The organism is Microbulbifer maximicatervae (SeqCode) (assembly GCF_052468095.1).
This window is the reverse complement of the sequence record NZ_CP174332.1, coordinates 10001-36599: the sequence shown is the minus strand read 5'-3', so window position 1 is coordinate 36599 and position 26599 is coordinate 10001. Positions and strand designations below refer to the sequence as shown.

The 26599-nt window shown below is 50.1% G+C and carries 19 protein-coding genes and 2 rRNA genes (1 of these 21 only partly in view); 6 read left to right on the top strand and 15 right to left on the bottom strand.

Annotated elements, in window-relative coordinates; genetic code table 11:
- Nucleotides 1-85 precede the first annotated feature (85 nt).
- Nucleotides 86-646, bottom strand: a complete 561-nt coding sequence (locus tag ACJJIL_RS00135; RefSeq protein WP_445360890.1) for a DUF4124 domain-containing protein — start codon at nucleotides 644-646, stop codon at nucleotides 86-88.
- A gap of 182 nt (nucleotides 647-828) precedes the next feature.
- On the bottom strand, nucleotides 829-2235 hold the full coding sequence (gene glnA, locus ACJJIL_RS00130) for a glutamate--ammonia ligase (protein ID WP_108734896.1): 1407 nt from the start codon (nucleotides 2233-2235) through the stop codon (nucleotides 829-831).
- Between the two features lie 325 nt (nucleotides 2236-2560).
- Between glnA and thiI the strand changes: the two genes are divergently transcribed.
- From thiI to ACJJIL_RS00115, 3 genes are all read left to right on the top strand, one after another.
- Nucleotides 2561-4042, top strand: a complete 1482-nt coding sequence (gene thiI / locus ACJJIL_RS00125) for a tRNA uracil 4-sulfurtransferase ThiI (RefSeq protein WP_413663717.1) — start codon at nucleotides 2561-2563, stop codon at nucleotides 4040-4042.
- A gap of 200 nt (nucleotides 4043-4242) precedes the next feature.
- Complete coding sequence (gene typA / locus ACJJIL_RS00120) at nucleotides 4243-6051, top strand: translational GTPase TypA (RefSeq protein ID WP_445360889.1); 1809 nt, start codon at nucleotides 4243-4245, stop codon at nucleotides 6049-6051.
- Nucleotides 6052-6583: 532 nt separating this feature from the next.
- Nucleotides 6584-8563, top strand: a complete 1980-nt coding sequence (locus ACJJIL_RS00115; RefSeq protein WP_445360888.1) for a glycosyl hydrolase family 18 protein — start codon at nucleotides 6584-6586, stop codon at nucleotides 8561-8563.
- 1385 nt (nucleotides 8564-9948) lie between these two features.
- Here the strand turns inward: ACJJIL_RS00115 and ACJJIL_RS00110 are convergent.
- Nucleotides 9949-10470, bottom strand: coding sequence for a macro domain-containing protein (locus tag ACJJIL_RS00110; RefSeq protein WP_445360887.1), 522 nt, complete (start codon nucleotides 10468-10470; stop codon nucleotides 9949-9951).
- Nucleotides 10471-10648: 178 nt separating this feature from the next.
- On the opposite strand from ACJJIL_RS00110, the gene ACJJIL_RS00105 reads away from it, so the two are divergent.
- Entirely contained in the window at nucleotides 10649-11731 is a 1083-nt protein-coding gene (locus ACJJIL_RS00105) for a GGDEF domain-containing protein (RefSeq protein WP_445360886.1), read from the top strand.
- Nucleotides 11732-11734: 3 nt separating this feature from the next.
- Here the strand turns inward: ACJJIL_RS00105 and ACJJIL_RS00100 are convergent, their stop codons facing one another.
- The 9 genes from ACJJIL_RS00100 to ACJJIL_RS00060 form a co-directional block, all read right to left on the bottom strand.
- Nucleotides 11735-12505: a VIT1/CCC1 transporter family protein gene (locus ACJJIL_RS00100; RefSeq protein WP_445360885.1), complete on the bottom strand. Its 771-nt coding sequence runs from the start codon at nucleotides 12503-12505 to the stop codon at nucleotides 11735-11737.
- Nucleotides 12506-12516: 11 nt separating this feature from the next.
- On the bottom strand, nucleotides 12517-12999 hold the full coding sequence (locus ACJJIL_RS00095) for a GNAT family N-acetyltransferase (RefSeq protein WP_445360884.1): 483 nt from the start codon (nucleotides 12997-12999) through the stop codon (nucleotides 12517-12519).
- A gap of 35 nt (nucleotides 13000-13034) precedes the next feature.
- Nucleotides 13035-13802 (bottom strand): hypothetical protein, encoded by a 768-nt coding sequence (locus ACJJIL_RS00090; protein ID WP_445360883.1) that lies wholly within the window; start codon nucleotides 13800-13802, stop codon nucleotides 13035-13037.
- Between the two features lie 13 nt (nucleotides 13803-13815).
- Nucleotides 13816-14397 carry a hypothetical protein gene (locus tag ACJJIL_RS00085; protein WP_444918527.1) on the bottom strand — a complete coding sequence of 194 codons (582 nt, stop codon included), beginning with the start codon at nucleotides 14395-14397 and terminating at the stop codon, nucleotides 13816-13818.
- A gap of 130 nt (nucleotides 14398-14527) precedes the next feature.
- A complete protein-coding gene (locus ACJJIL_RS00080; protein WP_445360882.1) occupies nucleotides 14528-16420 on the bottom strand; it encodes a DUF885 domain-containing protein in 1893 nt (630 codons plus the stop codon).
- Nucleotides 16421-16608: 188 nt separating this feature from the next.
- Nucleotides 16609-17430 (bottom strand): mechanosensitive ion channel family protein, encoded by an 822-nt coding sequence (locus tag ACJJIL_RS00075; protein ID WP_445360881.1) that lies wholly within the window; start codon nucleotides 17428-17430, stop codon nucleotides 16609-16611.
- 31 nt (nucleotides 17431-17461) lie between these two features.
- Nucleotides 17462-18055: a DNA-3-methyladenine glycosylase I gene (locus tag ACJJIL_RS00070; protein WP_445360880.1), complete on the bottom strand. Its 594-nt coding sequence runs from the start codon at nucleotides 18053-18055 to the stop codon at nucleotides 17462-17464.
- Nucleotides 18056-18160: 105 nt separating this feature from the next.
- Entirely contained in the window at nucleotides 18161-19150 is a 990-nt protein-coding gene (locus ACJJIL_RS00065; RefSeq protein WP_445360879.1) for an SDR family oxidoreductase, read from the bottom strand.
- Between the two features lie 229 nt (nucleotides 19151-19379).
- Nucleotides 19380-21488 (bottom strand): prolyl oligopeptidase family serine peptidase, encoded by a 2109-nt coding sequence (locus tag ACJJIL_RS00060; RefSeq protein WP_445360878.1) that lies wholly within the window; start codon nucleotides 21486-21488, stop codon nucleotides 19380-19382.
- 87 nt (nucleotides 21489-21575) lie between these two features.
- On the opposite strand from ACJJIL_RS00060, the gene dtd reads away from it, so the two are divergent.
- Nucleotides 21576-22013, top strand: a complete 438-nt coding sequence (dtd, locus tag ACJJIL_RS00055; protein ID WP_445360877.1) for a D-aminoacyl-tRNA deacylase — start codon at nucleotides 21576-21578, stop codon at nucleotides 22011-22013.
- A gap of 108 nt (nucleotides 22014-22121) precedes the next feature.
- Nucleotides 22122-22652 carry a GNAT family N-acetyltransferase gene (locus tag ACJJIL_RS00050; RefSeq protein WP_445360876.1) on the top strand — a complete coding sequence of 177 codons (531 nt, stop codon included), beginning with the start codon at nucleotides 22122-22124 and terminating at the stop codon, nucleotides 22650-22652.
- Between the two features lie 32 nt (nucleotides 22653-22684).
- Here the strand turns inward: ACJJIL_RS00050 and ACJJIL_RS00045 are convergent, their stop codons facing one another.
- From ACJJIL_RS00045 to ACJJIL_RS00035, 3 genes are all read right to left on the bottom strand, one after another.
- Nucleotides 22685-23677, bottom strand: coding sequence for a YncE family protein (locus tag ACJJIL_RS00045; protein ID WP_445360875.1), 993 nt, complete (start codon nucleotides 23675-23677; stop codon nucleotides 22685-22687).
- Nucleotides 23678-24483: 806 nt separating this feature from the next.
- Nucleotides 24484-24599 (bottom strand): 5S ribosomal RNA (gene rrf / locus ACJJIL_RS00040).
- A gap of 207 nt (nucleotides 24600-24806) precedes the next feature.
- Nucleotides 24807-26599, bottom strand: a 23S ribosomal RNA gene (locus ACJJIL_RS00035); it runs 1089 nt beyond the window's last position.

Genomic DNA, 26599 nt, shown 5'->3' with positions numbered 1-26599 from the left:
CAGGTCAAAAAACAAACAAGCGGAATTAGGAGAGGGCTAGAAGTGAGAGGGCAATTAGATTGAGGGGGCTTTCGCCCCCCAGTATTCAACCCCTGGCTATGGGTCGCTTCACGTAAATTGTGACCACGCGGGATTGAGCCAGAACCCGCCCATTTGAACCCACTAAGACGGCCTGCAGAGTATGTGTTCCACGTTCAAGAGCCGAGATATCTAGAGCATTACCGTCAGAACTCCCCTGCCAGCGCTGCCCATCAATAACCGCATAGAAGCTCGAACCTTCTGGATAGGCTGGAGTTACTTGCACCTCAAGCGCAATCAGGGTTTGCCCAGGGGGGATAGTAGCCTCATTAATTGGGCTCACAATCTGGATAGAAACAGCCCCGGAATCCCTATTTTTGCCGTTTGGCGACAGCTTTCTTGAGGGTAGCTGTCGAGGTAAAGCGATCGGCTGGATGTTGATCGGTGCCAACTCAACCTCCTCCAAGTTTCCATTTGGAGGTGGCGTGTCACTAAAGGTTACCTGACCATCGGGACCCACTATCTTGTATATGGCCCCAGTCTCTGCGAAAGCCACAACAGCTACTATGGGCAAAGCCAATAAAACAGCTTTCAGTAGTTTTTGAATTCCCAACATTCTATTAGCCACCCTGCGACTCCCCCCATTTCAGGTACAGGGACTTTCATACTTTTGGCGCCATTTATTGCTGCTGCAGACCACAGAGCCCTCAAGTCCCGGCTGACAGTGTACTCGCAATAAAAAAGCCCGCACCAGGGTGGCGCGGGCTTTTCGAGAACGGCTCGACGGCATCACCGTGATGCCGGTCGCCATTACACGGAGTAGTACATATCGAACTCGACCGGGTGAGTGGTCATGTTCAGACGCTCTACTTCTTCACGCTTCAGCTCGATGTAGGCATCGATAGCATCGTTAGTGAATACACCACCGGCTGTCAGGAACTCGCGATCCTGGTCCAGAGCATCCAGGGCGCCTTCCAGGCTGGAAGCGACAGTCGGGTACTCAGCCAGCTCTTCCGGCGGCAGATCGTACAGATCCTTGTCCGCAGCATCGCCAGGGTGGATCTTGTTCTTGATACCATCGAGACCCGCCATCAGCAGTGCGGCGAAAGACAGGTATGGGTTGGCGGTCGGGTCCGGGAAGCGAGTCTCGATGCGCTTGCCTTTCGGGGAGGGCACGAAAGGAATACGGATAGACGCAGAGCGGTTGCGCGCAGAGTAAGCCAGGATTACCGGCGCTTCGAAGCCAGGTACCAGACGCTTGTAAGAGTTGGTGGAAGCGTTACACAGCGCGTTCAGGGCGCGAGCGTGCTTAACGATACCGCCGATGTAGTACAGAGCAGCTTCGGACAGACCAGCGTAGGCGTCACCGGCAAACTGGTTTACGCCATCCTTGCTAAAGGACTGGTGAACGTGCATACCGGAACCGTTATCGCCAACCAGCGGCTTGGGCATAAAGGTCGCGGTCTTGCCGTAGGCGTGGGCAACGTTGTGTACAGCGTACTTGAGGATCTGTACTTCGTCCGCTTTCTTGGTCAGAGTGTTGGCGGCAACGCCGATCTCACACTGGCCGGCAGTACCTACTTCGTGGTGATGCACTTCTACGCGCAGGCCCATCTGTTCCATCGCAGAACACATTGCGGCGCGAACGTCGTGCAGGGAATCCACCGGAGGAACCGGGAAGTAACCGCCTTTAACGCCGGGGCGGTGACCAATATTGCCTTCGGCAAAGTTGTGACCAGAGGACCAGGCTGCTTCTTCGGAGTTGATCTTGTAGAAGGCGCCGCCCATTTCAGCACCCCAGGTAATATCGTCGAATACGAAGAACTCGGGCTCGGGACCGAACAGAGCGGTGTCACCCAGACCAGTGGACTTCAGGTATTCCTCAGCGCGCAATGCGATGGAGCGAGGATCGCGCTCGTAACCCTGACCGGTAATTGGGTCGACGATGTTACAGCGAATGATAACGGTGCTCTCATCGGTGAAGGGGTCGAGGAAAGCTGTCTCGTCATCCGGCATCAGGATCATGTCGGATTCGTTGATGCCCTTCCAACCGGCGATGGAAGAACCATCGAACATTTTGCCTTCTTCAAAGAACTCACCGTCAACTTCCGACGCAGGGATGGAAACGTGTTGTTCTTTACCCTTGGTATCGGTAAAGCGCAGGTCTATCCATTTCGCTTCACTTTCATTAATCAAACCGAGCGTTTTCGCTGACATTGCAGTCCTCCAGGTCTTGAAAAGTAATTGGTCGCTATGCCTTGCTGTCGCTGCCGGCATTCACTCTCTACCTGGCGTGAAATAAAGCAAGGAGTGTGCCAAATTAGGGCAATCGCCTCATAGTCCCGGTTGGCGCCGGTGCGAGCCCCAGCAAAGTGCTGACGCAGCCAGGATAGATGCATTGTGGCCGAGCAGCCACATAAATACGCACCAAAATAGAACATATTTGTTCTCGCTTCGCCCGTAAACAGTGCACAACCAACTTGGCTCTGGCTAGTTTATAATGCCGCACCTTCTATCAACATGCGGTACCCCACGGATTCCCATGCACTTTGTCGTCAAGTTTTTTCCAGAGATCACCATCAAGAGCAACCCTGTGCGCAAGCGCATGTCGCGCCAGCTCAAGGACAACCTGCAGCGCCTGCTGCGCCAGCTGGACGACCGTATCCAGGTGCGAAAGGATTGGGAAAAGATCGATGTGATCGCGCCCGATGCTGTGTCCCACCTGGGTGGACGTATCGAAGAGGTGCTCTCTCACACCCCCGGCATCGCCAACTTCTCCCGCGTGCGCCAGTTCCCCCTGGGCGACCTGCACGACATGTACGAGAAAACCCTGTCGGTATGGGGAGACGCCCTGAAGGACAAGACTTTCTGCGTCAGGGTTAAGCGCACCGGCAAACACGACTTCCAATCCCTGGATGTGGAGCAGTACGTGGGCGGCGGCCTCAACAAGAACACCGAGGCATCCGGAGTCAAACTGAAAAACCCCGACATCACCGTTAAGCTGGAGATCCGCCACGATAAGCTCAACGTGATCGAAGAGCAGCATCCCGGCCTGGGCGGCTTCCCCCTCGGAACGCAAGACCCGGTTTTGTCGCTGGTATCCGGTGGCTTCGATTCTACCGTGGCCAGTTACATGACCATGAAGCGCGGTATCCGCACCCACTTCCTGTTCTTCAACCTGGGCGGACGCCAGCACGAGCTGGGCGTGAAAGAAGTCGCCTACTACCTGTGGAACAAATACGGTGCTTCCCATCGGGTGCGCTTTATCACTGTGCCGTTTGACGAAGTCGTGGCAGAGATTCTCGAGCGGGTCGACGACTCCCATATGGGCGTCATTTTGAAACGCATGATGCTGCGCGCCGCCGATGTGATCGCCAAGGAGCTGGAGGTGGACGCCGTAGTCACCGGTGAAGCCATCGCCCAGGTTTCCAGCCAGACCCTGAAAAATCTGTCGGTGATCGACAGTGTTACCAATACCCTGGTATTGCGCCCACTGATCACCACCGACAAGACCGATATTATCCGTACCTCCCGGGCCATCGGCACCGAAGAGTTTGCCGCCAATATGCCGGAGTACTGCGGCGTTATCTCGGTAAAACCCACCACCCGCGCCAAGATTGAAAAAGTGGAGTCCGAGGAAAACCGCTTCGATTTTACCGTCCTCGATCGCGCTATCAGCAATCGGGTGATGCAGAATATTGATCAGGTGATCGAAGAAGTCGATGGCGAAGCGCCGGATGTGGAGATCCGCGAGGAGCCGGGCAGCGCTGTGGTTATCGATATCCGCCACCCGGATGAAGAGGAGCTGGACCCGTTGGAGCTAGGCTGTGAGGTGCAGACTATTCCTTTCTACCGTCTCAACAACAGCTTTGCCCACCTGGACCAGGAGCGTGAGTACCTCCTGTATTGCTCCAAAGGCGTTATGAGCCGCCTGCACGCTTCACACCTGTTGGACGAAGGTTTTCGCAATGTGGGCGTGCTGCGCCCGCTGATTCCCCACAGACCGGAAACCATTAAAAAGTAACTTCTGCTCAAGGCGCGGGCAACCACCGCCCGCGCGGGTTTTAATGCAATCACCCCCCCGGGGCGGTGATTTTTTACTCAAAATCACTCCCAATTGTCATGCGGCCCCCCTATAATCGCCGCCTTTGGCCGGAATGCTGCTGTAGAAACCCCGCAGGCCCCCGCCCCGACTTACCAAGATTTAACGCCCAGAGGCCCCCAGTGATAGAGAATCTGCGCAATATTGCGATTATCGCCCACGTAGACCATGGCAAAACCACCCTTGTGGACAAGCTGTTGTCCCAGTCCGGCACTCTCGACCGCCGCGACGAAGGCGCCGAGCGCGTCATGGACTCCAACGATCAAGAGCGTGAGCGTGGCATCACCATCCTGGCGAAAAACACCGCTATCCGCTGGAATGACTACCGCATCAATATTGTCGACACCCCAGGGCACGCCGACTTCGGCGGCGAGGTAGAGCGCGTACTGTCCATGGTGGATTCAGTTCTGCTGCTCGTAGACGCAGTAGATGGCCCCATGCCGCAGACCCGCTTCGTAACCCAGAAGGCGTTTGAGCAGGGCCTCAACCCGATCGTGGTGATTAACAAGATCGACCGCCCAGGCGCGCGCCCCGACTGGGTAATGGACCAGGTATTCGACCTGTTCGACAGCCTCGGCGCCACCGACGAGCAGTTGGACTTCCCGGTTGTCTACGCCTCCGCCCTGAACGGCATCGCCGGTCTCGACGACACCGACCTGGCCGACGATATGACGCCGCTGTTCCAGATGATTGTGGACAAGGTTGAGCCCCCGAAGGTTGACCCCGCCGGCGCCTTCCAGATGCAGGTTTCCGCTCTGGACTACTCCAGTTACGTAGGCGTAATCGGCGTTGGCCGTATCACTCGCGGTACCCTGAAGCCGAACCAGCAAGTGGTGGTTCTCGATCGCGAAGGCAACTCGCGCAAAGCCAAGGTCCTGCAGGTTATGGGTTACCTCGGCCTGGAGCGTGTGGAAGTGGAGCAAGCCAGTGCTGGCGATATCGTGTGTATCACCGGTGTGGGTGAGCTAAATATCTCCGATACCCTGTGCGACCTGGATACTCCAGAAGCCCTGCCCGCCCTGAGCGTGGACGAGCCCACCGTAAGCATGACCTTCCAGGTCAATGACTCCCCCTTTGCCGGCCAGGATGGCAAGTTCGTTACTTCGCGCAACATCAAAGAGCGCCTTGACCAGGAGCTGATTCACAACGTGGCCCTGCGTGTAGAGCAAGGCGACTCTCCTGATAAGTTCAAGGTTTCCGGCCGTGGCGAATTGCACTTGTCTGTCCTGATCGAATCCATGCGCCGAGAAGGTTTCGAGCTGGGCGTTTCCCGCCCCGAAGTGGTGCAGAGAGAGGTCGACGGAGAGATCCACGAGCCTTATGAAGAAGTGGTTATCGATGTTGAGGAACCCCATCAGGGGCCCATTATGGAAGAGCTGGGCCTGCGCAAGGCCGATCTCACCAATATGGAGCCCGATGGCAAAGGTCGCGTGCGCCTAACCTTTATCGTGCCCTCGCGCGGCATGATCGGCTTCCGCTCCCAATTCCTTACCATCACCAGTGGTTCTGGCATTATGACCAGTATCTTCGACCACTACGGTCCGGTGAAGCAGGGTGAAGTGGCCAAGCGCATCAACGGTGTACTGGTTTCCATGGTCAAGGGCAAAACCCTCGCCTATGGTCTGTTCGCACTACAAGATCGTGGTCGCCTGTTCCTGGGCCATGGCGAAGAGGTCTACGAAGGCCAAATCGTCGGTATTCACTCCCGTGGCAACGACCTGGTGGTAAACCCCACCAAGGCCAAACAGCTCACTAATGTGCGCGCGTCAGGTACCGACGATGCACTCACTCTGTCACCACCCATTCGTCACACCCTTGAGCAGGCTCTGGAATTTATCGAAGACGATGAATTGGTAGAAGTGACTCCTAACTTTATCCGCCTGCGCAAGAAAATTTTGCAGGAAAATATGCGCAAGCGCGCGAAGAAATAATTAGTAGTTTCTTCAACTTTAAAAAGGGCCCCCTGGGCCCTTTTTTGTTTTACCATTTCATGACATCTTCAATCCCTTAAGAGAGATAATCAAAAACTGCTCCGCGGAAACATTACATAGTGAAGTGGTGATTGATTAACTCGACAGCGGCCGTGCGTACTAAACTGCGGAGGAGACTGCATGCAAGAGGCCGCAAATAACGCTCGCCAGTAACCGGTATTTTTTCCCCACCTCTTAATTTAAAAAGAAAATTTATCTTCTTTTTAAATTAAATAATCGACCATTTTTATCGTTGATCTGCTCAAATATTTATTCCTGAAAGGTGCAGTTGAATTTATGTACGCACTTTTTATTGTCCCCATCACAAAATTACAGCGGAAATAAATATAGCCACTCAGCCACTACTCTCCGTGGCTTGCACATTTATTCCACATTTCCTCGCGGAACTTTTACCTCTCCATTTATTCAAATTTTTCCACATATAACGACAAATTTCTTTATACATAATTAAGACCTATGGGAGGTCAATCTAATGTTTTCTTTCCTGCAATCTCAGGATCGAACAAGGATGTTGGTGGGCAGCCGCAGTGAACGCGGATCTAAATTTGGGTTTAAATTAAAAGCAGCGGCGGCACTCGCAGCAGCAATCGCCATCAGCGGAAACGTCAGCGCACAAGAAACCTCTAAACGTGTATCTGCCTATTGGGCCGATTGGGAATACTGGGCCGACTCATCCTTCACCCATGACAACGTGGATTTCTCCAAGCTCACTCACGTTCAGTACGCCTTTGCCTGGAATGACGAAGACGGCAACATCTACTTTACAGACCCCTACGTTTTCTACGGCCTGGGCGCCCAATCATTTTCCGGCGGCGCCGGTGATGGTCCCGTAAAATGCTCGCCGCAATTCTGGCACCCCTACAGCCAATACGATTCCAGTATTCAGCCCGCGGTCTGCCAGGGCTGGAATGACCACGAGTCAGGTTTCGTAAAATCGGTACATGACGACGGCGCCAAGGCAATCCTATCCATGGGCGGCTGGACCCTCTCCCATAAAGTCTCCGAGATGATGGAGAGCGATACCGCACGTGCAGCCTTTATCGAAAATGCAGTGACACTGCTTACTGACTGGGATTTCGATGGCCTCGATCTCGATTTCGAATACCCCGGCTATGCACCGAACGGCGGACGCTCGATCGACAAAGAAAACTTCACCACCCTGCTGCAAGAGCTGCGCGCGCGCTTCGATGAGGTTGAAGCGGAGACCGGCAAAAATCTGGAACTGACCGCTGCCGTGGCCTGTGGCCCCTCGATTGCAGAAGAGGGTTATGATTTTGCTGCTGTGGGCGAAGTCCTCGACTATGTCAACCTGATGACTTATGACTTTGGTGGCGACTGGGATACCGTAGCCCAGCATACCTCGCCGCTGTACCCCTATGAAGGCCAGGTCAACGAAGGCTTCGACGCAGACAGCTGCCGCAATATGTGGATGACTGAGGGCAATATTCCTGCTGAGAAGATCACCCTGGGTATGTCCCACTACGGCCGCAGCGTGGCTGGCGCCACCGCAATCGGTGAAGCCGCCTCCGGACAAGACGTCGCTCACTGGGGCTCTGACACCGAGACGCGCTACTACCAGATCGTTGAGAAAATGCAGAGCGACTCTTCATTCCAGACCGCTTACGATCCCGAGGCCGTCACCCACTATGGTTGGTTTGAGGATGGCGGTTTTATCTCTTTCGAAGATACGACTTCTATCGCCGCACGCGCCCAATATGTGCTCGACCAGGGCCTGGGTGGCGTGATGATCTGGCAGCTCCGCGGTGGAATGTTATTGGAGAACAATGAGTACCAGTACCCATTGCTCGATGCCGCACTCGAAGTTTTCGGACAGGGTGGCTCCAGTGATAGCGATACTGGCGATACCGGCGATACTGGCGATACCGGCGATACTGGCGATACCGGCGATACTGGCGACACCGGAGATACTGGCAACACCGGAGATACTGGCGACACCGGAAGTGGCGGCGGCAATAATAATGGCGGAAGCAGCGCCTGCGTCGCGTTTGAGCAGCCCTATGCCGGCGACCCAGGTTATTCAGTCGGTGACGTTGTTGTCTTTGAAGGAGTCGCCTACGAGTCCACCCACGAGCCAAACTGGTGGTCTCCAGGTTCCGCGCCATCGCTGTGGACCGAAACCACCTGTCAAACTGAGGGCGAAGGCTCCGACAATGGTTCCGACAACGGCTCTGGCGATAGCAACGACAATGGCTCCGATAGCGGTTCTGACGACAACGCCGATAACGGTTCCGATGACAACACCGACAGCAATCAAGGTTCAGGTGAGACCGCTTCCTGCCCCGAATTCCAGCAGCCATATGCTGGTGACGAAGGCTATCAAGTTGGCGACCTAGTAACCTTTGAAGGCCAGGTTTACGTGTCTACCTTTGGACCCAACTGGTGGTCCCCGGCTAACGCCCCCCAGTACTGGGAAGCGAGTTCCTGCCAGTAACCTGGATACACTTTGACTGCCTTCTCAAGGAAGGCGGCTCTATGTATCTTCTAATAAAAGGGCCCTTATCGGGTCCTTTCTATTTATTATTTAGTCCGCGCTTAAAATAATTATTACGGCGTATCTTGTAAAATATGCATTACTTCACCAAAGTCATCTTTTGACAAATTATTTCTCAACCAACGAATTCCATCATTTGTCAGATTTTGCTCGTATTTAATTTGATTTTGATCTCGAAGATAAATTCTGAGCCTGGGGCAATAGGCAATAAATCTCTGCAGCTTGTAATCAATTAAACTAAATTTTTATTATCATCCATTCTTAAAATGTATTTTGGAACCCAGCGGCTAGGTGCCGGGCCAGTGCCAGTAGCGGTTTCCACCGCCTGAATTTGACTCCAATTATACTCTTTAGGAAAAAGAGAAAATAATGAGTTAAATTTCACTCCATTGGAGCTGACAACAAAATAACTATTTATCCCCAAGACTATCAAAGATAAAAAAAGGATAGGATTCTAAAATTCTTACGAATTGATTGCCTCAACCCATAGTCCCCTAATATCTTAGTCTTAACCCCTTATCAAGTTCTATTTTGCCGTAGGGATTGCAGCTTAAAGAAGGTCACAAAACGATATTATAGAAACATACATTACTGGCCGCATTGATAAAATATATCCCTCAGTAGTAAGGCCTGCCAAGATAGCGTTCTCAGATAAAGACTGCTCTCGCTGAGATACTAAAAATTTAAAATAAGAAGTAACTATAAGAGCCACTAATGAAAGTGGTAAGCAGAATAACAATTCAGTCCTACTTACAGTGAATAACAACGCGCTGGCTATTCATAGGTGGCATGGGAAACTGTAAAAAGAGGATTTCTTTTTCATTTTAGGGGACTCTCACCCCAGACACAAAGCACATCTATGCCCTATGCCTTCATAGATATTTTGTTCTTGTATGCAGACTTTGCAGTGGTCCATAGTTACTAAAATTTTTAGGCTTAAAAAATACATATAAAAACCATGCATATTTATTAAATTATTGACAACTATCTTTAGCAAATAGATGACTCATTACAACTAACGATTTCAATATTTAGCACGTTAGAACTAAATAGTTAGGTGGAGACATAGCACTTAATAATCAACGGAAGAGTTAGAAAAGACTGTATAGCACCTGAATAACTCTTAATTCATGAGATCAGAAGACGACTTGGTAAGTTATTGCTTGTTAGACTGACATGTGGTGGTTCGATCTGCCTGCACCGCAGAACTACTTTATATACGCCACATTAGGTTATTGAAGGAACCATTAACTGTATGGAATCAATAGTGCTTAACTAAATAATTAACACAATAGGCTGTATCCCATTCAATTACCCGTGACACATCAATTATGGCCATAAAAGCGCTGCTCAACTTTCTGCCACTGCGCCAATGCAGTTTGTGAGTGCAAACAAACTGTGAGTCTCTCGAACCTTGAGGAATAAGCGCGTAAAACGGCCAATCCCTGATGTGCCGCAATCTCGTGAGGGAAGCGGTTAGTGCCAGCTCCCAGTGCCGGAAACAGTATCGTTTTGCAGCCGCGCTCTATCGCCAACTCCAAAACGCTTTCATAGCAGTGCCTCAACAGCACTATGGCCTGGCTCCCCCATTGATCGCCACTACTCCACTGGGGCGTAACAGTATGCAATAAGTAATCGACCGGTAAAGCATAGGCTCGAGTCACGCGAGCTTCACCAACTGGGCATGCTCTTTGATTGGCACATTGGGGGGTTAGCCGAGTCCCGCACTGGGCATAAATCTGCGCTGAAAGCCCCCGCCCCCGAATAAGGTGCTTGTGTGCCGGACACACCAACGCATCTCCACGCATCGTCAAAATATCGCCAGAAGTCAGTTGAATTTGTGTCACGATTTCTCAGTTCTAAAGTTTGAGTTACTGATACTGTAGCTTGCTACTTTGGTCGGTGACAGATTCCCCCTATACTCACCATTGCTTCACTCCGGCAGTGGCTACCAGCATAGTTGTATGATGCAGGACGGTCCCGAGCAAGCGGAAGGTTGCAGTCGGTATAGCAACGGGAATGACTATGAGCTCAGGGTATAACAATCAAAACCCCGCGATATCCACCTCTATTGATGAAGTGCAGCGCATAGATCTGCGCAGACGGATATTGGCCTCCTCTTATATGCTGATATTCGCTATGGCTATCACCGGGGCTATGGCGATTATTGCTCTTACTGCAACCAATATCCTGCAGGCATCGACGCTTTTTATCGTCGCAGTTGTTATTTTATTTGCATACATCACTGTCAACATTATCGGCCCCACCGAAAAAACGCCTTTATTGGTGGGCATTCTCCTACTGGTGCTGTACTTCTACTTACTAATGACTGGTGGTGTAAACAATACCGGTTTGATGTGGGCGGTTATGCTGGTCCCCGGATTTATCAACCTTTACGGCTATAAAACCGGCACCACTGCACTACTCGGAATAGGTCTCGCTACGGCAGCAATCCTGTTTTACCCGGATTTCCCCGGGCTCACGGCCAAATATGATACGGCCTATCGTGCGCGTTTTATTGCAGTATTTGGCGCACTCACGGCTCTAACCGCATTACTTGACAGTAGCCGCCACCAAACTCAGCAGCTCCTTCAGCGATTAACAGGTGAATTGGAGACTTATGCTGCCACGGACACATTGACCGGATTAGCTAATCGCAGAGAAGCATTTCGCGCCATTCATGAATTAGAGCGCCGGAATGCTGAGCTGAAAGATCAATATGTCATCCTTATTGGTGACTTAGATAACTTCAAGACGATCAACGATACCTACGGGCACTCCTTTGGCGACCGCGTATTACAAGATGTTGCCAAGATACTGAAAAGTAACACCCGGTCTGAGGATATTGTGGCGCGCTGGGGCGGCGAAGAATTTTTATTGCTATTGCCGAATACTGACTTGAAAGGCGGCAGTGTCCTTGCAGAAAAACTTCGTCGCAGAGTATCCACCCTCAGTCGCCGCTATACACGCCCGGTAAAAATCTCAATCAGTCTCGGAGTCGTCGAAGGCAGCACCAATGGCAAGCCACTCAATCAGCTATTGGCCGAAGCAGATAAACGTATGTATCGAGCCAAGAATGGCGGGCGCAACAAAGTGGTAGCCGCATAAATATTAAGTCACCAAGTGGCGCAGTAGATAGCCAACGGCGAGTGCCAGGACCGCTGCGCTACTGCCAAAAAACAGAGTTTTTAAGCCCGCCACCAGCAGGTGGTGGGAAAACACCAATCCTTTGCACAAGCCAATAGCAAAAAAAGCGCAGACCGAAAGAACGGCGCTCGCATAAAATTGTTCGGCGGGATTAAGGCTGTGGAAAAGGTAGGGCAGCAGGGGAATAGCACCTACACACAAAAAAGCGGCGAAGGTTATCAGTGCCGCCCCCAGAGGCTTATGCTCTAAGCGGCTTATACCGTACTCTTCCGCCAGCATTGTCTCTATCCACAGCTTTTGATTCGCAGTGATAGTGGCAACAATATTGTCGAGAACTTCACCTCGAAATCCCTTTCGATAGAAAATTTGCCTGATCTCTTCCCGCTCTCCCTCGGGAATTAAAGCAATATGCTGACGCTCTGTACGCATAGCCGCGGCTCGTTGCTCACGCTCCACACTGGCAGCTTCATAATTGCTTACCGCCATACTGAAACCATCAGCGATAAGATTGGCAAAGCCCATCACAAGCACAACCGCTTCGGAGAAGCCTGCACCAAAAGCGCCTGCAACAATGGCAAAGGTAGTTACGCAGCCATCTATCGCTCCCAAAACAAAATCAGAGAGCCACTGTGACTGTGGACGACTTCGCAAGCGCGCCTCAATACGCTCCGGTCGATGCTCCTCAATTAGCGCTTCCCGGCTTTCCTGTTGGTGTTTTGGGTTTTGCCGGTCCATAACCAGGCGAGCTACTGTAAAAACCGCTGCATAACATAAGCATCTTGCAACCTTCCCAAAGGATCGGTAAATGCTCTATCTAGCGTTTTGATAATAGTGAAGCCCAGCTCGGTATAAAGGGTAATTGCGGGCTCATTGTCGCTGAGAACGTAGTTGAACTGCATTTCCAAATAGCCGGCGTCCTGGGCTCTGGCGATTGCATGCTGAACCAGTGCACGATCTACACCGCGATCGCGCACATCCGTGTGCACGAGAAAGTTGGCTGTCGCGACATGGCTATGAATACCAGGGAAATTAACCCCTAATTTATACACCCCCAGCAGGTGAGGTAACTCTTCGGTAACATAAGTCTGTAAGTCGTCATTAAGCCATTGAGCAGAAAACACTTCTCGACTGATCTTATGCGAGAAAGGCAGATCCCCTCTGTTTCGCACAACACTAAAGAGGCTCCACATGCCTTCGAGGTCACTCTCTATAGCCTGCCGAATATCCATAGGGATCCATATCTCAGACGGCTTGCCGCACTTGCCTAGCGCACAATGAAGCTCCCCCGATCCACACCGGTATTTCCAGTCTTGGGATCATAGGCATATAGCACAATTTCATAAACACCTGGCAAATCCGTCGCAAAGGGCGCACTAAAAGTATTCATAGTCTCCTGTATCTCTAGCGGCACTCGAGCAAATAATTTGCCGTCTCTTTTAACCAATGCCACAACTTCTATCTTACTGCCATCCCAAAGCCCACCATCGGTAAGTGAACATCCGCACATCATTACCACATTAGCGCGAATCTCAAAGGGACTCTGGTCCAAGCCTGTATAGAGATGGGTCTGTGGGCTGAGTAAATCTACCAACATTCCCGGAATTTCCACAATCAGCCCATCACCAGAAATAGGCTTTCCCGGAACCAGCCAAGTCTGTGTCTGCGCCACCACTCGGGCCTGCTTTTTGATATACGGTGCAAGAACTTCCACCGTCAGAAACACCGGCTCACTGATATTCAGTGTAGCGGTAAAATGTGCAGCGCCATCGGCGATAGGTTGGAACCGCTCTCGGGGCGTTTTCATAATTCTGGTGGAGTCACCGGTGCTCCCTTGGGTAAGCCCCTTGGCAAGAATTTCCCCAGAATCTCCATCGCGAATAATAACCATGGCACCACCGATGGAGGAGCCAATAAACTTGGCATCCATGGCCTTGGCGCGCACGGTAATTTCAGTGGGTGTTGGCTCCGCCCATAAAGCGGAAGGAAACAGTTGTAATAGCAGAGCGACGATAATAAATCCTGAACGTCTCATAGATACTCCTCTCTTATACATTGCCCAGCAGATAATAAGCCCCAAAAATACCCACTCCCCAAAACACAGCCCCTACAGCCAACCAAACAAAATTCCAGGGAGTAAATCTCGAGTTAGCCTGTCCTGAAATATCTCCATTAACCATATTGGCAGCTTTCTGTCCCTCATAAAGTGGCCACAATGTAAAGGGTAAGAGAAGTATGCTTACTATATCGATCAATGAAATTACATCGGAGTAATAGGAAATCCTGTCGACAATAGCCCCGGCAATCGCAAAAACTACATATAACGTAGCCCAAAGTGCCGGCACCCAGCGGTAATCCACCTTATCAATCTCGATACGGCTTTGAATCCTGGAAAAAAGGGAATGAGTAAAAAAGATAGAGAATATCGCCCGCATAACCGGCCACATATTCTCTCCACTAGCACGCTGATATTCTGCCCAATGACGGTAAAACCAATAAACTGAATAGATACCCACTGTACCTAGGCTCATTACCCAGAATTTGGTTGGTGAAACTATATAAAACTGCGCTTCGTCTTCTGAAACAGTATCTAATTCAGCCTCTGGGGCAGAGTAAATATTTGAATCCATTGGGACTTTTCCATAAACAATTATTTTAGGGAAAACCAGCTTTCCTCTATACACAGACGATATTCACAGAAATAAGCCCAATAAAAAAGCCGGGCTATGCCCGGCTTTTTAAAAGAGTCAGCTAAGAAGCTTATGATTGCTTCACTGATTCCACCCAAGAGGCTACGCGGCTCTCCAATACGGGCACTGGCAAAGCACCGCCACCCAGTACGGTATCGTGGAATCCGCGAATATCGAATTTATCACCCAACTGATCTTCAGCCTGCTTGCGCAGCTCCTGAATTTTCAGCATACCGATCTTGTAAGCAGTCGCCTGGCCCGGCCACGCCAGGTAACGACGCACTTCGGAACGAACTGCAGTCTCGGGGATTGCGGAGTTTTCCAGGAAGTACTCCACCGCTTGCTCTTCACTCCAGCCTTTGGCGTGCAGGCCGGTATCAACAACAAGGCGAATGGCTCGCCACATTTCAGCCGTCAGGTGGCCAAACAGGTTATAGGGATCTTCGAAGGCCCCCATTTCTTTAGCAAGCTTCTCAGAGTACAGCGCCCAGCCCTCTACATAGACAGTAAAGTGAGCTTGAGTGCGGAACTGCGGGATACCTTCCAATTCCTGAGCAATTGAGATCTGCATATGGTGACCGGGGTTGCCTTCGTGGTAGGCCACAGTTTCCATATCAGTCGTGGAATAGGCACTCATATCAGACAGATGCGCATAGTAAATACCCGGGCGGGAACCATCGGGAGTGCCGGGGTAGTAATGCTGGGCACCGCCATCCTGTTCGCGGAAAGACTCAACCCGCTTTACTACCAACTCAGCTTTCGGCAGAAGGCCAAAGTATTCCGGCAATTTCTTGGTAATGTTGTCCAGGAACGCGGTTGAGTCATCCAGGTAGCCCTGGCGACCTTCATCGGTATTCGGGTAGTAGAATTGGCCATCTTCGCGAATAAACTTGAAGAAGTCCTGCAGGCTACCTTCGAAACCAACCTGCTTCTTGATAGTTTCCATCTCACCACGGATACGCGCCACTTCTTCCAGGCCGATATTGTGGATCTGGTCGGCAGTCAGGTCCGTAGTTGTGGTGTTGGCCAGGCGCTGATTGTAGTAGGCCATACCATTGGGCAAGCTACTAGCACCTTGAGGCTCTGCTGAGGCCTTCTGCATATCCGCTTTGAGCCAGGTAACCAGCCCTTGATATGCGGGGAAGAACTCAGTCTCTAATGCCTTGCGCGCTTCCGCAGTCAGCTTGTCTGCCTGCTTCTGATCAATAGTACCGGCTTCGAGCAGCTCAGCGATTTTCCCTTTGGCACCGGCCCACAGAGGTGCGTCTTCACCATCGGTAAACGGCGCGCCTTCAATCAATTTACTGGACTGGTCAATCGCACCCTCATAGGCAAAGCGCGGGGGGCGGATACCTTCTTTGGACGACAGCTTGGCGCGGTCAAGCAACTGGTTGATCGCGCGGGAGATACCACCGATACGGGTGATATACGCCTGCATATCTTCAACGTTGTCGACCTTGTGGAAGTTCAGCAGGAAGTTGGGCAACTGCGATTGTGCACCTCCCATCTGCTCAAAGATGTAGCCGTGACGGATAAACGGCGCAGCGGCCTTGGCCTGTTCAAACTGATAAATCCAGATATCGTAGGAAGTTTTCCCTTCCTGGGTCAGCTTGCTGTAGTCGAAATTCTTCCTGAGTTCTTCAACACTTTTCTCTTGCCAAACCAAGCGGCGAGCCTCTGCGGCCTCACTCATATCGTCGATTTGGTCGTAGTGGTCTTTGCGACCCAGGTAGGACAGCTGAATCGGGCTGAACTGCAGCTGTTCCTCATAGCGCTCATCCAGCCACTCAGTCAGGCGCTTGGTTTCGGCAACCGCATCTACAGTTACTGAGGCCTCGGCAACCGCATTTTGGGGCTTATCTGCGTTAGCTACAGTCTGGGTACTCTTGTCACCCTGACAGCCCGCAAGGATAGCGACAGCCAGCAGGCTGGGGATCAGTGGGTTGTTCAGCTTTATCGGCATCTTCCTATCTCGATCAAAAGTTGTACAAAAAAACGCCGCTAACTTTGACACGAATTCGGTGAGGTGTCGATTCATGCCCCCCAGAACGCCATATGTTTGCGTTGAGTTGAGGCAAATCGGAGATTTTGGACTAGGTGGACCCAATACCTGGAGCAGGATATTGCCACAAGTGACCCTGCGGTAATGGACTAACGCCGGCTTGTGACCCGGTCCACGATATGTAGCTCTCGCTGGGGAAAGGGTACCGTCAAGCCTTCTGCCTCCAGTGCAGGCTTAAGCTTTTGCATCAGGGACCAATAAACATCCCAGTACTGATCATTGGCAGCCCAGGCCCGCAACTGTAAATTGACCGCGCTGTCAGCAAGTGCCTTAACAGCGAAACTTGGCTCTGGCTCAGCGAGAATACGGGGTTCCTGCTCTACCAAGCGACGTAATACTGTTAGACCGCGATCAATGTCATCGCCATAGGCAATACTCGCCACAATCTCGATACGGCGAGTCTTATTGCGACTGAAATTGGTGAGCACTTGCCCCCAGATAGCACTGTTGGGTGCGGTAATACGCAGCCCATCCGTGGTATCCAGCTCCGTAGTAAATAGCCCTACCTCGCGAACAGTGCCCATTATGTTACCGAACTGAATCACATCCCCAACGCGAAACGGCCGCAATCCCAGCAGTAGAAACCCCGAAGCAATATTTTGCAGGGTTTCTTTCAACGCTAAGGCTACTGCCACACCAGTAGCGCCTAGTAGAGCAATTAAGCTGGTAGTGTTAATACCAAATACATCCAATACCAGCAGTGCGCCAACAATATAAACCGCCCAGCTCGAAATACTGCGCAGTACCGGGCGCAAGGTAATATCAAACCGGTCCGGCAGACGATCAACCGCTCGGCGGGCAAGATGGGTCACAAACAGCGTCACCAAAACTACCAGTAGTGCGGCCGCCAACTTTAGGGATAATGCAGTTACTTGGGGCCAATACTCATTAAGTAAGCTATTAATATTCATCGATCCCCGAAAATAAATCCCTATTTTAAATTCAAGCCAAACCTAAATTCTGCGCCTCATCGACACAACGCTGATGAGCCGGACAAGTTTCCAAGTGATCATTGACCATTCCAGTTGCCTGCATATGCGCGTACATAATGGTTGATCCCACAAAACTAAAACCCGCTTTCTTTAACGCCTTACTCATCGCATCAGATTCTGCTGTAGTGGCCGGCACCTGCTTCATGGAGCGGGGGCGATTAACAATCACTCTTCCATCGGTGAACTGCCAGAGAAAATCCTTTAAAGAAATACCACGATCGCGCAACTCGAGGGTTGCCCGTGCATTCTTGATGGCCGATTCAACCTTGAGCCGGTTGCGAATAATTCCCGGGTTGAGAAGTAATTTCTCTACCTTTTTAGGCGTGTACCGAGCAATTTTTTCAGCATCAAAATTATTAAACAGTTTACGGTAATTCTCCCGCTTATTGAGCACTGTAATCCAAGATAAGCCCGCCTGGGCCCCCTCCAGCAACAAAAACTCAAACAGGGTTTGATCATCGGTAACCGGCCTACCCCACTCCTCATCGTGGTAACTTTGATAAAGTGGTGTAGACAGGCACCAGTCACAGCGCTTTTCCGCCATCATTACTTCCTTTTTATGACTAGCTTGCGCCAGAGAAAAAGTAATACTGAATAAGCTGTAAAACCAAAAGCAAGGCAACTAACCCAAAAATAATATTATTACGATTCACTTCGACTCCAACAAATTGTTCTGTACTAACCAATCGCGACATTCGCATAACATAGTATCCAAAGCCACCCCCGATTGATAACCGAGTTCACGTTCAGCCTTAGCACTACTAGCAACGACTCTCCGCGTTACCAACGTGGCCTTTTCAGGAGTAATAACCGGCTCTTGCCCACTCACACGAGACCAGAGATCGGAAAACCAGGCGATAGATTGAATTAGAAATGCCGGTGTGGTGCGTTTTGGTACAGGTTTATTCAATAACTCAGCGATCTTTCCAAAGAACTCTAAAAAACTGGCATCCGTTCCGGCCAGGATATAATTTTCGCCACACCGCCCCTTTTCAACCGCATCGATATGCGCTCGCGCTACTGCACCGGCATGGCAAAAAGAACCCCAGCCCGGTGGAACACCTGGTAATTGATTTTTATCAATCAGAAAAAAGGTCTGCGCCCAACTAGTGGTATCGTATTTACCAACAATTGCACAAGGGTTTAGAAATACCGCATCCAGGCCCTGCTCAATTTCCTTGCGAACGGCAATTTCCTCTCTTTTTTTCGTGTACAGATAGTGATGATGAGGGTCATCTGCCAGCTTATCACTTTCTTCAGTAATTCTTTCCTTATGGTAGCCATAAGCAGAAATTGAGCTGGTCACCACCATACGCCCTACATTTTTCTCCCTGGCAACTTTGGCAATATTCGCCGCCCCCTCAACATTATCTTTCCACTGCTGGGCATTACCGCCGCGCCACATACTGGTATTAGCCGCCATATGGAAAAGTGCATCGACATTATTTGGGATTGCAGCTTGAAGGGACTGAGGGTCATTCAGAGAGGCCTCAACCAGATTAACGCCCAGAGAGCGCAACATATCGGTATTGGAGGTGCGCCGATGCATAGCGGTAACTTTCCATCCATCACCAACCAATTGCTCTACCAAATTAGCGCCGAGAAAACCGGTTCCCCCGGTTACAAATGCATGTTTCATTAATCCACCGGATGAGTTGTTATCGTTATTCATACCCAGTGATTAGCTCTATCGAAGCCACCTCCTCCCGGAAGGGCAGACCGGTTGGTGATACGACCACTCCGACAGAGTGGGCGGCACACTAACGTCATTAGTGACACCGCCCCAAAACTAAACCCCTTTGCAATCGTCCTACCGGGAGTTTTATTGATTAATCCCGCTATTACTTTTATTGGGTTAGTTGGAAAGGCTACTCGATTTTCATGCCCAGCTGGTAGGCAAGGAAGCTCCACTGATTGGCGAAGTCTTCCACCTGCATCCATACCGGCTTGCCTGCACCGTGCCCAGCCCGAGTCTCTACGGCAAGCCAGACTGGTTTGTCACAGCCCTGATCTTTTTGTAGGGCTGCCGCAAATTTGTAGCTGTGCCAGGGAACCACTCGATCATCGCGATCGGCAGTGGTGATCAGCGTGGCCGGATAGCAGGTGCCCTCACGGGTGTTGTGGACCGGAGAATAGGCATGCAGCGCTTTGAACTCATCGCGATTTTCACTAAGCCCATAATCGCTCGACCACTGCCGGGCATTAGCGGAAGCGGTATGATATCGCAGCATATCCAGGACACCGACTACCGGTAATGCCGCCGCAAACAAATCCGGTCGTTGTACCAGCGTTGCCCCCGCCAATAGTCCACCATTGGAGCGACCACTGATAGCAAGCTTTTCAGGAGAAGTGACTTTCTCCTCGATCAGCCACTCAGCTGCAGCGATAAAATCATCGAAGACATTTTGCTTTTGCGTCTTGGTACCCGCCTGGTGCCAAGCATTGCCGTACTCGCTACCACCGCGCAAGTTGGCCAGTGCCAGGGTGCCGCCCATATCCAACCAACCGACAAAGCGGTTGTAGAATCGCGGTAACTGAGCGGAGTTAAAACCACCATATCCATAAAGCAGCGTCGGGTTGGAGCCATCTCGCTTCATTCCCTTCTTATGCACGAGGAATAGAGGTACCCGGGTACCGTCCTTACTCTTATAGAAATACTGACTCACAGTCAGATCGGAAAAGTCTGCTGCATATTTTGGCTGCTTGAACAGTTTGGTTTCACCAGTCTGTACATTCAGGTGGTAGATACTCGGCGGGGTAATAAAATTAGAGAAAGTGTAGAAGGTCTCAACTTCATTCGGCTCACCATAAAACCCCTTCACTGAGCCCACCCCTGGCAGCTTCAGCTCGTACTGTTTCTTACCGTTAGTATCGGTCACCAGCACTCGCGATTTCGCATCCTCCAGGTAGTGAAGCACAAAGCGATCACCGATATAACTGGCACTCTGCAGGGCACTAGTCGTCTCCGGCACCAGATCGCGCCAGTGTTTGCGTTGCGGCTTATTCAGATCAATAGCGATTACACGGCCCAGCGGCGCCCCCGCACTGGTCTCAAAGTAAAAGGTGCTCCCTTTATTTCCGAGATACTGGTATAGGCCATCCCAGTCATCCAGAAGCTTAATTACCTTGCCGCTTTCATCGCGTAAATCGCGATAGTAAAAGCCGTTCGAGTCATAGCCGTCGAAGATGCCAAACAGGAGATAGTTGCCATCGTCACTCACCGTCGCGCCTGGATTGCGGGTGGGATGATCAGTAATTTCATAGACCAGTTGATCACTTTCCTGGGCATCTCCCAGTCGGTGAAAATATACGGCTACCTGTTTGCTATCATCCGCCGTGCCATCTCTGTTAAACGGGTACCGGCTATAGTAAAAACCGGACTCATCCGGCGCCCAACTGGCATCACTAAACTTGATACCGGTCAGTTGTTCCTTCAGATCCTTGCCTGTCTTTAGGTCGCGAATACGATAGTCGGTCCAGTCAGTGCCACCATCCGAGATACCGTAAGCCAGATAGCGGCCCTTTGGACTGACTTTGAGGCGCTTGGCAGCAATAGTGCCATCTTCACTTAGGGTGCGTGGATCTAAAACCGTATCGCCCTCAGCAGACAGGCTAGAGGCCTTATAGAAAACATTCTGATCCCAATCACCGGTGTTGTAGCTGTAGTAATAGCTATCGCCCTTCTTGTACGGAACACCGTAGCGCTCATAGCGCCATAGTTCTGCAAGCCGGTCATTGATTTTCTGCCACCCGGGCAGGTCCTTCAAACGCGGTAATGAATGATCATTCTGTTTGGCCACCCAACTCTTTACCTCATCACTGGACATTTTTTCCATCCAGCGATAGGGGTCAGCCACCTTTTGACCAAAATATTCATCAATTTGAGCACCCGGTTTACTATCCGGATAGCTATCAGCTGCGTGAACACTCACCGCAGCAAGTGCACCGGCAACCAGTGCCACTAGCTGTCTCTTCATACCGTTATTCTCGGTTTCTCTACTGGGAACAGTCCGCTAATCTAGGCGATTTAGACGATCGGTTCCAGAGCAGCAGAGAGAAGTGAGATGAAAGGATTGATCCAAAGGGTAAGCCATGCCCAGGTTAATGTAGCGGGAGAGGCCGTTGGGGCCATAGATAAGGGTATCCTCCTGCTGCTAGGTATCGAAGCCCAGGACACTACCGATAGTGCAGATAAGCTGCTGCACAAAGTCCTGAATTACCGTATTTTTCCCGATGATAAAGGGCGTATGAATCTCAACCTCCAAAAGGCGGGAGGTGGGCTCCTGATTGTCAGTCAGTTCACACTAGTTGCCGAAACTGATAGAGGTTTACGCCCGAGCTTTAGTCGCGGCGCATCACCAGAATACGCGGAGGAGCTCTACAACTATTTCGTTAGAAGTTCCAAAGCCCAATTTACGCCAGTGGCCACTGGAATATTTGCAGCGGATATGCAGGTTTCACTAGTCAATGACGGCCCGGTAACTTTTATGCTGGAAACCTAGAGACCTTCCACAGGCTCTTTCTGTTGTTTCACCTAATCAGGAAAACTCTACCCGTTGGTTAGGTTGCTAATGACTAAAAAATATCGCTAAAAATGGAGAGGCAAAAGGATGACCAAAAAGCCGATAGTAGTAAACAGTGATATCAAACTCGATCCACTTTTGGATAGTGACACAGAAATCATCTTTGCCTTAATTGAAAATAACAGACCACTGCTAGAGAAATATCTCTATTGGGCAAAGCTTGTTATCGACCTCCCGACCACTGAAAAATATATTACCGATAGAATATTCAGTAATAGCTTCGGAGCATCCTGGTACAAGATCCACTATTCAGGCAAGGTAGTCGGGATCTTTGGTATCAAGGAAATTGATCTAAAAAAACAAAATGCAGAAATAGGATATTGGCTATGTAAAAGCTGCCACGGCAATGGAATCGTGACTCGAATCGTAAATAGAATATCTAGCTACTTGAAAGATCTGCACGATATTCAAGCGTTGAAAATTCACTGCTTATCTGAAAACAGTGCCAGCATAGCCGTAGCAGAACGCGTAGGTGGAGTGCATAGTGAAACTATTCCAAATTATTATTCGATTGATGGAATATTTCAGGACTTAAAAATCTACACAGTTCCTACCTGATTCATTGTTTTAACAGTGGAGTGCAGGAATATTTATTGCTGAATATTTACTGGGCTCCACTCAATACCATCTGACCCTTGTCCCGCATTAAATATACGCTTTACTTTCCAAGTTGCGGTATCTATTTCAACAACTTTTCCGTCTCTCTGAGAACCGGCAAACAAAAACTTTCCGTCCGGAGAGAAAAATAGCGATGCTGGCTGTCTGGCCCCTGCGCTGCCGACATCAATCTCATGTAACTGTCTACGGGTCTTGGCGTCATACACGAGTATACGATTACCATTTAAGTCTGCTACAGCTACCACTTCGCCATCAGGGTGAAATCTGATTCGGATAGGCAGAAAACCAACATCTATCGTTTCTTTTTGCTTTAACGTTTCAGTATCGAAAATAAAGATATTTTCTGACTGATTATTTCCTATCCATAGCTCGCTATTATCGGGGCTTACCCACACCGCCTCCGGCCCATCCCCTGCCGGTAATGTAGATTTCAACTCCATAGTCTCTGTATCAATTACACTGAACGTATCCGACCCCCGGCTAGTAACGTAGGCGGTCTTCAGATCAGGTGATAGTGCAAGCATATGGCTACCTACCTGATCAGTACGGGCAACGCCCAATACTTTTCCTTCAGCCACATCCACCTTTATCACGTCGCTGGTTTCTTCTGTTGTAACAATCACATTATTGCTATCGCCCAGCCAAGCGATACCGTGAGGGCCTTTGTGCGGACTGATATCAATTCTTTTCAGGCGCTTACCGCTCGCGATATCGAATACATTCAGCTCTTCTCCCACGTAGCCATCTTCAAGGTAAGAAACTACCACCACTTTAGATTTATCCGGCGACACTATTAATTCATGGGGCGAACCTCCAGTTTCCGGTTTCTTAACCTCTTGGCCGGAAGCCAGGTCAATAAAACTCACCGTGCCCTCATATTTATTTCCTACTACCAACGTTTGCGCCCTTAGCGATCCAGCGGCTAAAAGTACTAATGACAAGGAAATTAAAAGTAGAAATCTCATTAGCAAGCCTCTCGGAGGAATTTGTCGCTAATAGAATGCTTCCTGAACAGCACACCCCAGCGAGCTTTTTAGAACTGAAAAGTCAGTCCTGGTTATCCACTGCAACACTGGATAATAGATCGTAAAAATAGAACTCTTTAGATGTTTTCTTCATTACAGGGATGTTACTAACAGAATTCTTGGATAGTACTGTGCATAACTTTTGGATAGAGGTCTGGAAGCCTCTAATTTCGTGCAATGAAATAATTCGATTAAAAAACCAACGAAAAAAGTGTCAGGTTATCCACTAAAAGTAAGACCAGAACGTTACTAACAGAAAATCTGGATAGAGTTGTGTATAACTTTAATAAACGGGCTACAGGCCCCGTGGTTACAGGGGATTACTGCAGAGACTAAAAAATCACCGATATTTTTACCGGCTAAATTTAATTTTTGGCGGGAGTGGTATGGGTACTTTTCTGGTTTTTGCGAGAGTTATTTTGTTGGATTATTTTTTGAGTGAGTGTAAAGGCGTTTGGAGAGAAGATCGGTAAAGAGCTATTTTTATAGGCTTTTTAGGAGAGCGTCTGTTTAAGGTGCTCAAGTAATTTTAGCTTTTTCTTTTTTATTTACTGACTGACTTTTAAATAGAAAGTTGAGCATTAAAGTTTTTCAGGATTACTTTTATTTTTTCTATTTAATTTTTACTAAGTACTTTCTGCTCCCTCTTTCTTCCATTTCTTAGTTTTTTGTTTTTTGCTTCTTTAAAATATTTTTTCAGCCATGAAAAAAGGGCCACCCTATTGGGTGGCCCTTTCGGATTAGAAGCCTGACGATGACCTACTCTCACATGGGGAAGCCCCACACTACCATCGGCGATGTTGCGTTTCACTTCTGAGTTCGGCAAGGGATCAGGTGGTTCCACAACTCTATTGTCGTCAGGCAAACTGGCTTGGGTTGGCGTTGGTCTTATAAGCAAAGTGCTTGGCCTGCCGCGTTATCGCTGTTTGCCTCGGTCATGTTGGTGACCGGCGATAACCCCAAATAAGTCGGTAAAACAATCTGTAGTAATACACCGCAAGCGATCATTGTGTGTCTTTCATTCAACAATCCGCTAGCTTAGCTAGTCGTTAGTAACCATCTCTGTTGTATGGTCAAGCCGCACGGGCAATTAGTACTGGTTAGCTCAACGCCTCACAACGCTTCCACACCCAGCCTATCAACGTGGTAGTCTTCCACGGCCCTTCAGGAGGCTCAAGGCCTCAGGGAGATCTTATCTTGAAGGAGGCTTCCCGCTTAGATGCTTTCAGCGGTTATCCCGTCCGAACATAGCTACCCGGCAATGCCACTGGCGTGACAACCGGAACACCAGAGGTTCGTTCACTCCGGTCCTCTCGTACTAGGAGCAACTCTTCTCAAATCTCCAACGCCCACGGCAGATAGGGACCGAACTGTCTCACGACGTTCTAAACCCAGCTCGCGTACCACTTTAAATGGCGAACAGCCATACCCTTGGGACCGGCTTCAGCCCCAGGATGTGATGAGCCGACATCGAGGTGCCAAACACCGCCGTCGATGTGAACTCTTGGGCGGTATCAGCCTGTTATCCCCGGAGTACCTTTTATCCGTTGAGCGATGGCCCTTCCATACAGAACCACCGGATCACTATGACCTACTTTCGTACCTGCTCGACATGTCTGTCTCGCAGTCAAGCGCACTTATACCATTATGCTCATTGCATGATTTCCGACCATGCTGAGTGCACCTTCGTACTCCTCCGTTACTCTTTGGGAGGAGACCGCCCCAGTCAAACTACCCACCATACACTGTCCTCGATCCGGATAACGGACCAGAGTTAGAACCTCAAACATACCAGGGTGGTATTTCAAGGACGGCTCCACAACAACTAGCGTCATTGCTTCAAAGCCTCCCACCTATCCTACACAAATAGGCTCAAAGTTCAGTGCAAAGCTGTAGTAAAGGTTCACGGGGTCTTTCCGTCTAGCCGCGGGTACACTGCATCTTAACAGCGATTTCAATTTCACTGAGTCTCTGGTGGAGACAGCGTGGCCATCGTTACGCCATTCGTGCAGGTCGGAACTTACCCGACAAGGAATTTCGCTACCTTAGGACCGTTATAGTTACGGCCGCCGTTTACCGGGGCTTCGATCAAGAGCTTCGCCGAAGCTAACCCCATCAATTAACCTTCCGGCACCGGGCAGGCGTCACACCCTATACGTCCTCTTACGAGTTTGCAGAGTGCTATGTTTTTAATAAACAGTCGCAGCCACCTGGTCACTTCGACCGGCCTCAGCTTAGGGAGCAAGTCCCATCACCAAAACCGGCGTACCTTCTCCCGAAGTTACGGTACCATTTTGCCTAGTTCCTTCACCAGAGTTCTCTCAAGCGCCTTGGTATTCTCTACCTGACCACCTGTGTCGGTTTAGAGTACGATTCACTATTACCTGAAGCTTAGAAGTTTTTCCTGGAAGCAGGGCATCAACCACTTCACCCACTAAGTGGGCTTCGTCATCAGTTCTCAGCCTTAGGGACCCGGATTTGCCTAAGTCCCCAGCCTACAACCTTAAACATGGACAACCAATCGCCATGCTGGCCTAGCCTTCTCCGTCACTCCGTCGCAGTAATAGCGAGTACAGGAATATTAACCTGTTTCCCATCGACTACGGCTTTCGCCCTCGCCTTAGGGGTCGACTAACCCTGTCCCGATTAGCGTTGGACAGGAACCCTTGGTCTTCCGGCGGGGAGGTTTTTCACCTCCCTTATCGTTACTCATGTCAGCATTCGCACTTGTGATACCTCCAGCAGACCTCCCGATCCACCTTCAACGGCTTACACAACGCTCCTCTACCATGCTCCTAAGAGCATCCGCAGCTTCGGTTATCAGTTTGAGCCCCGGTATATCTTCCGCGCAGGCCGACTCGA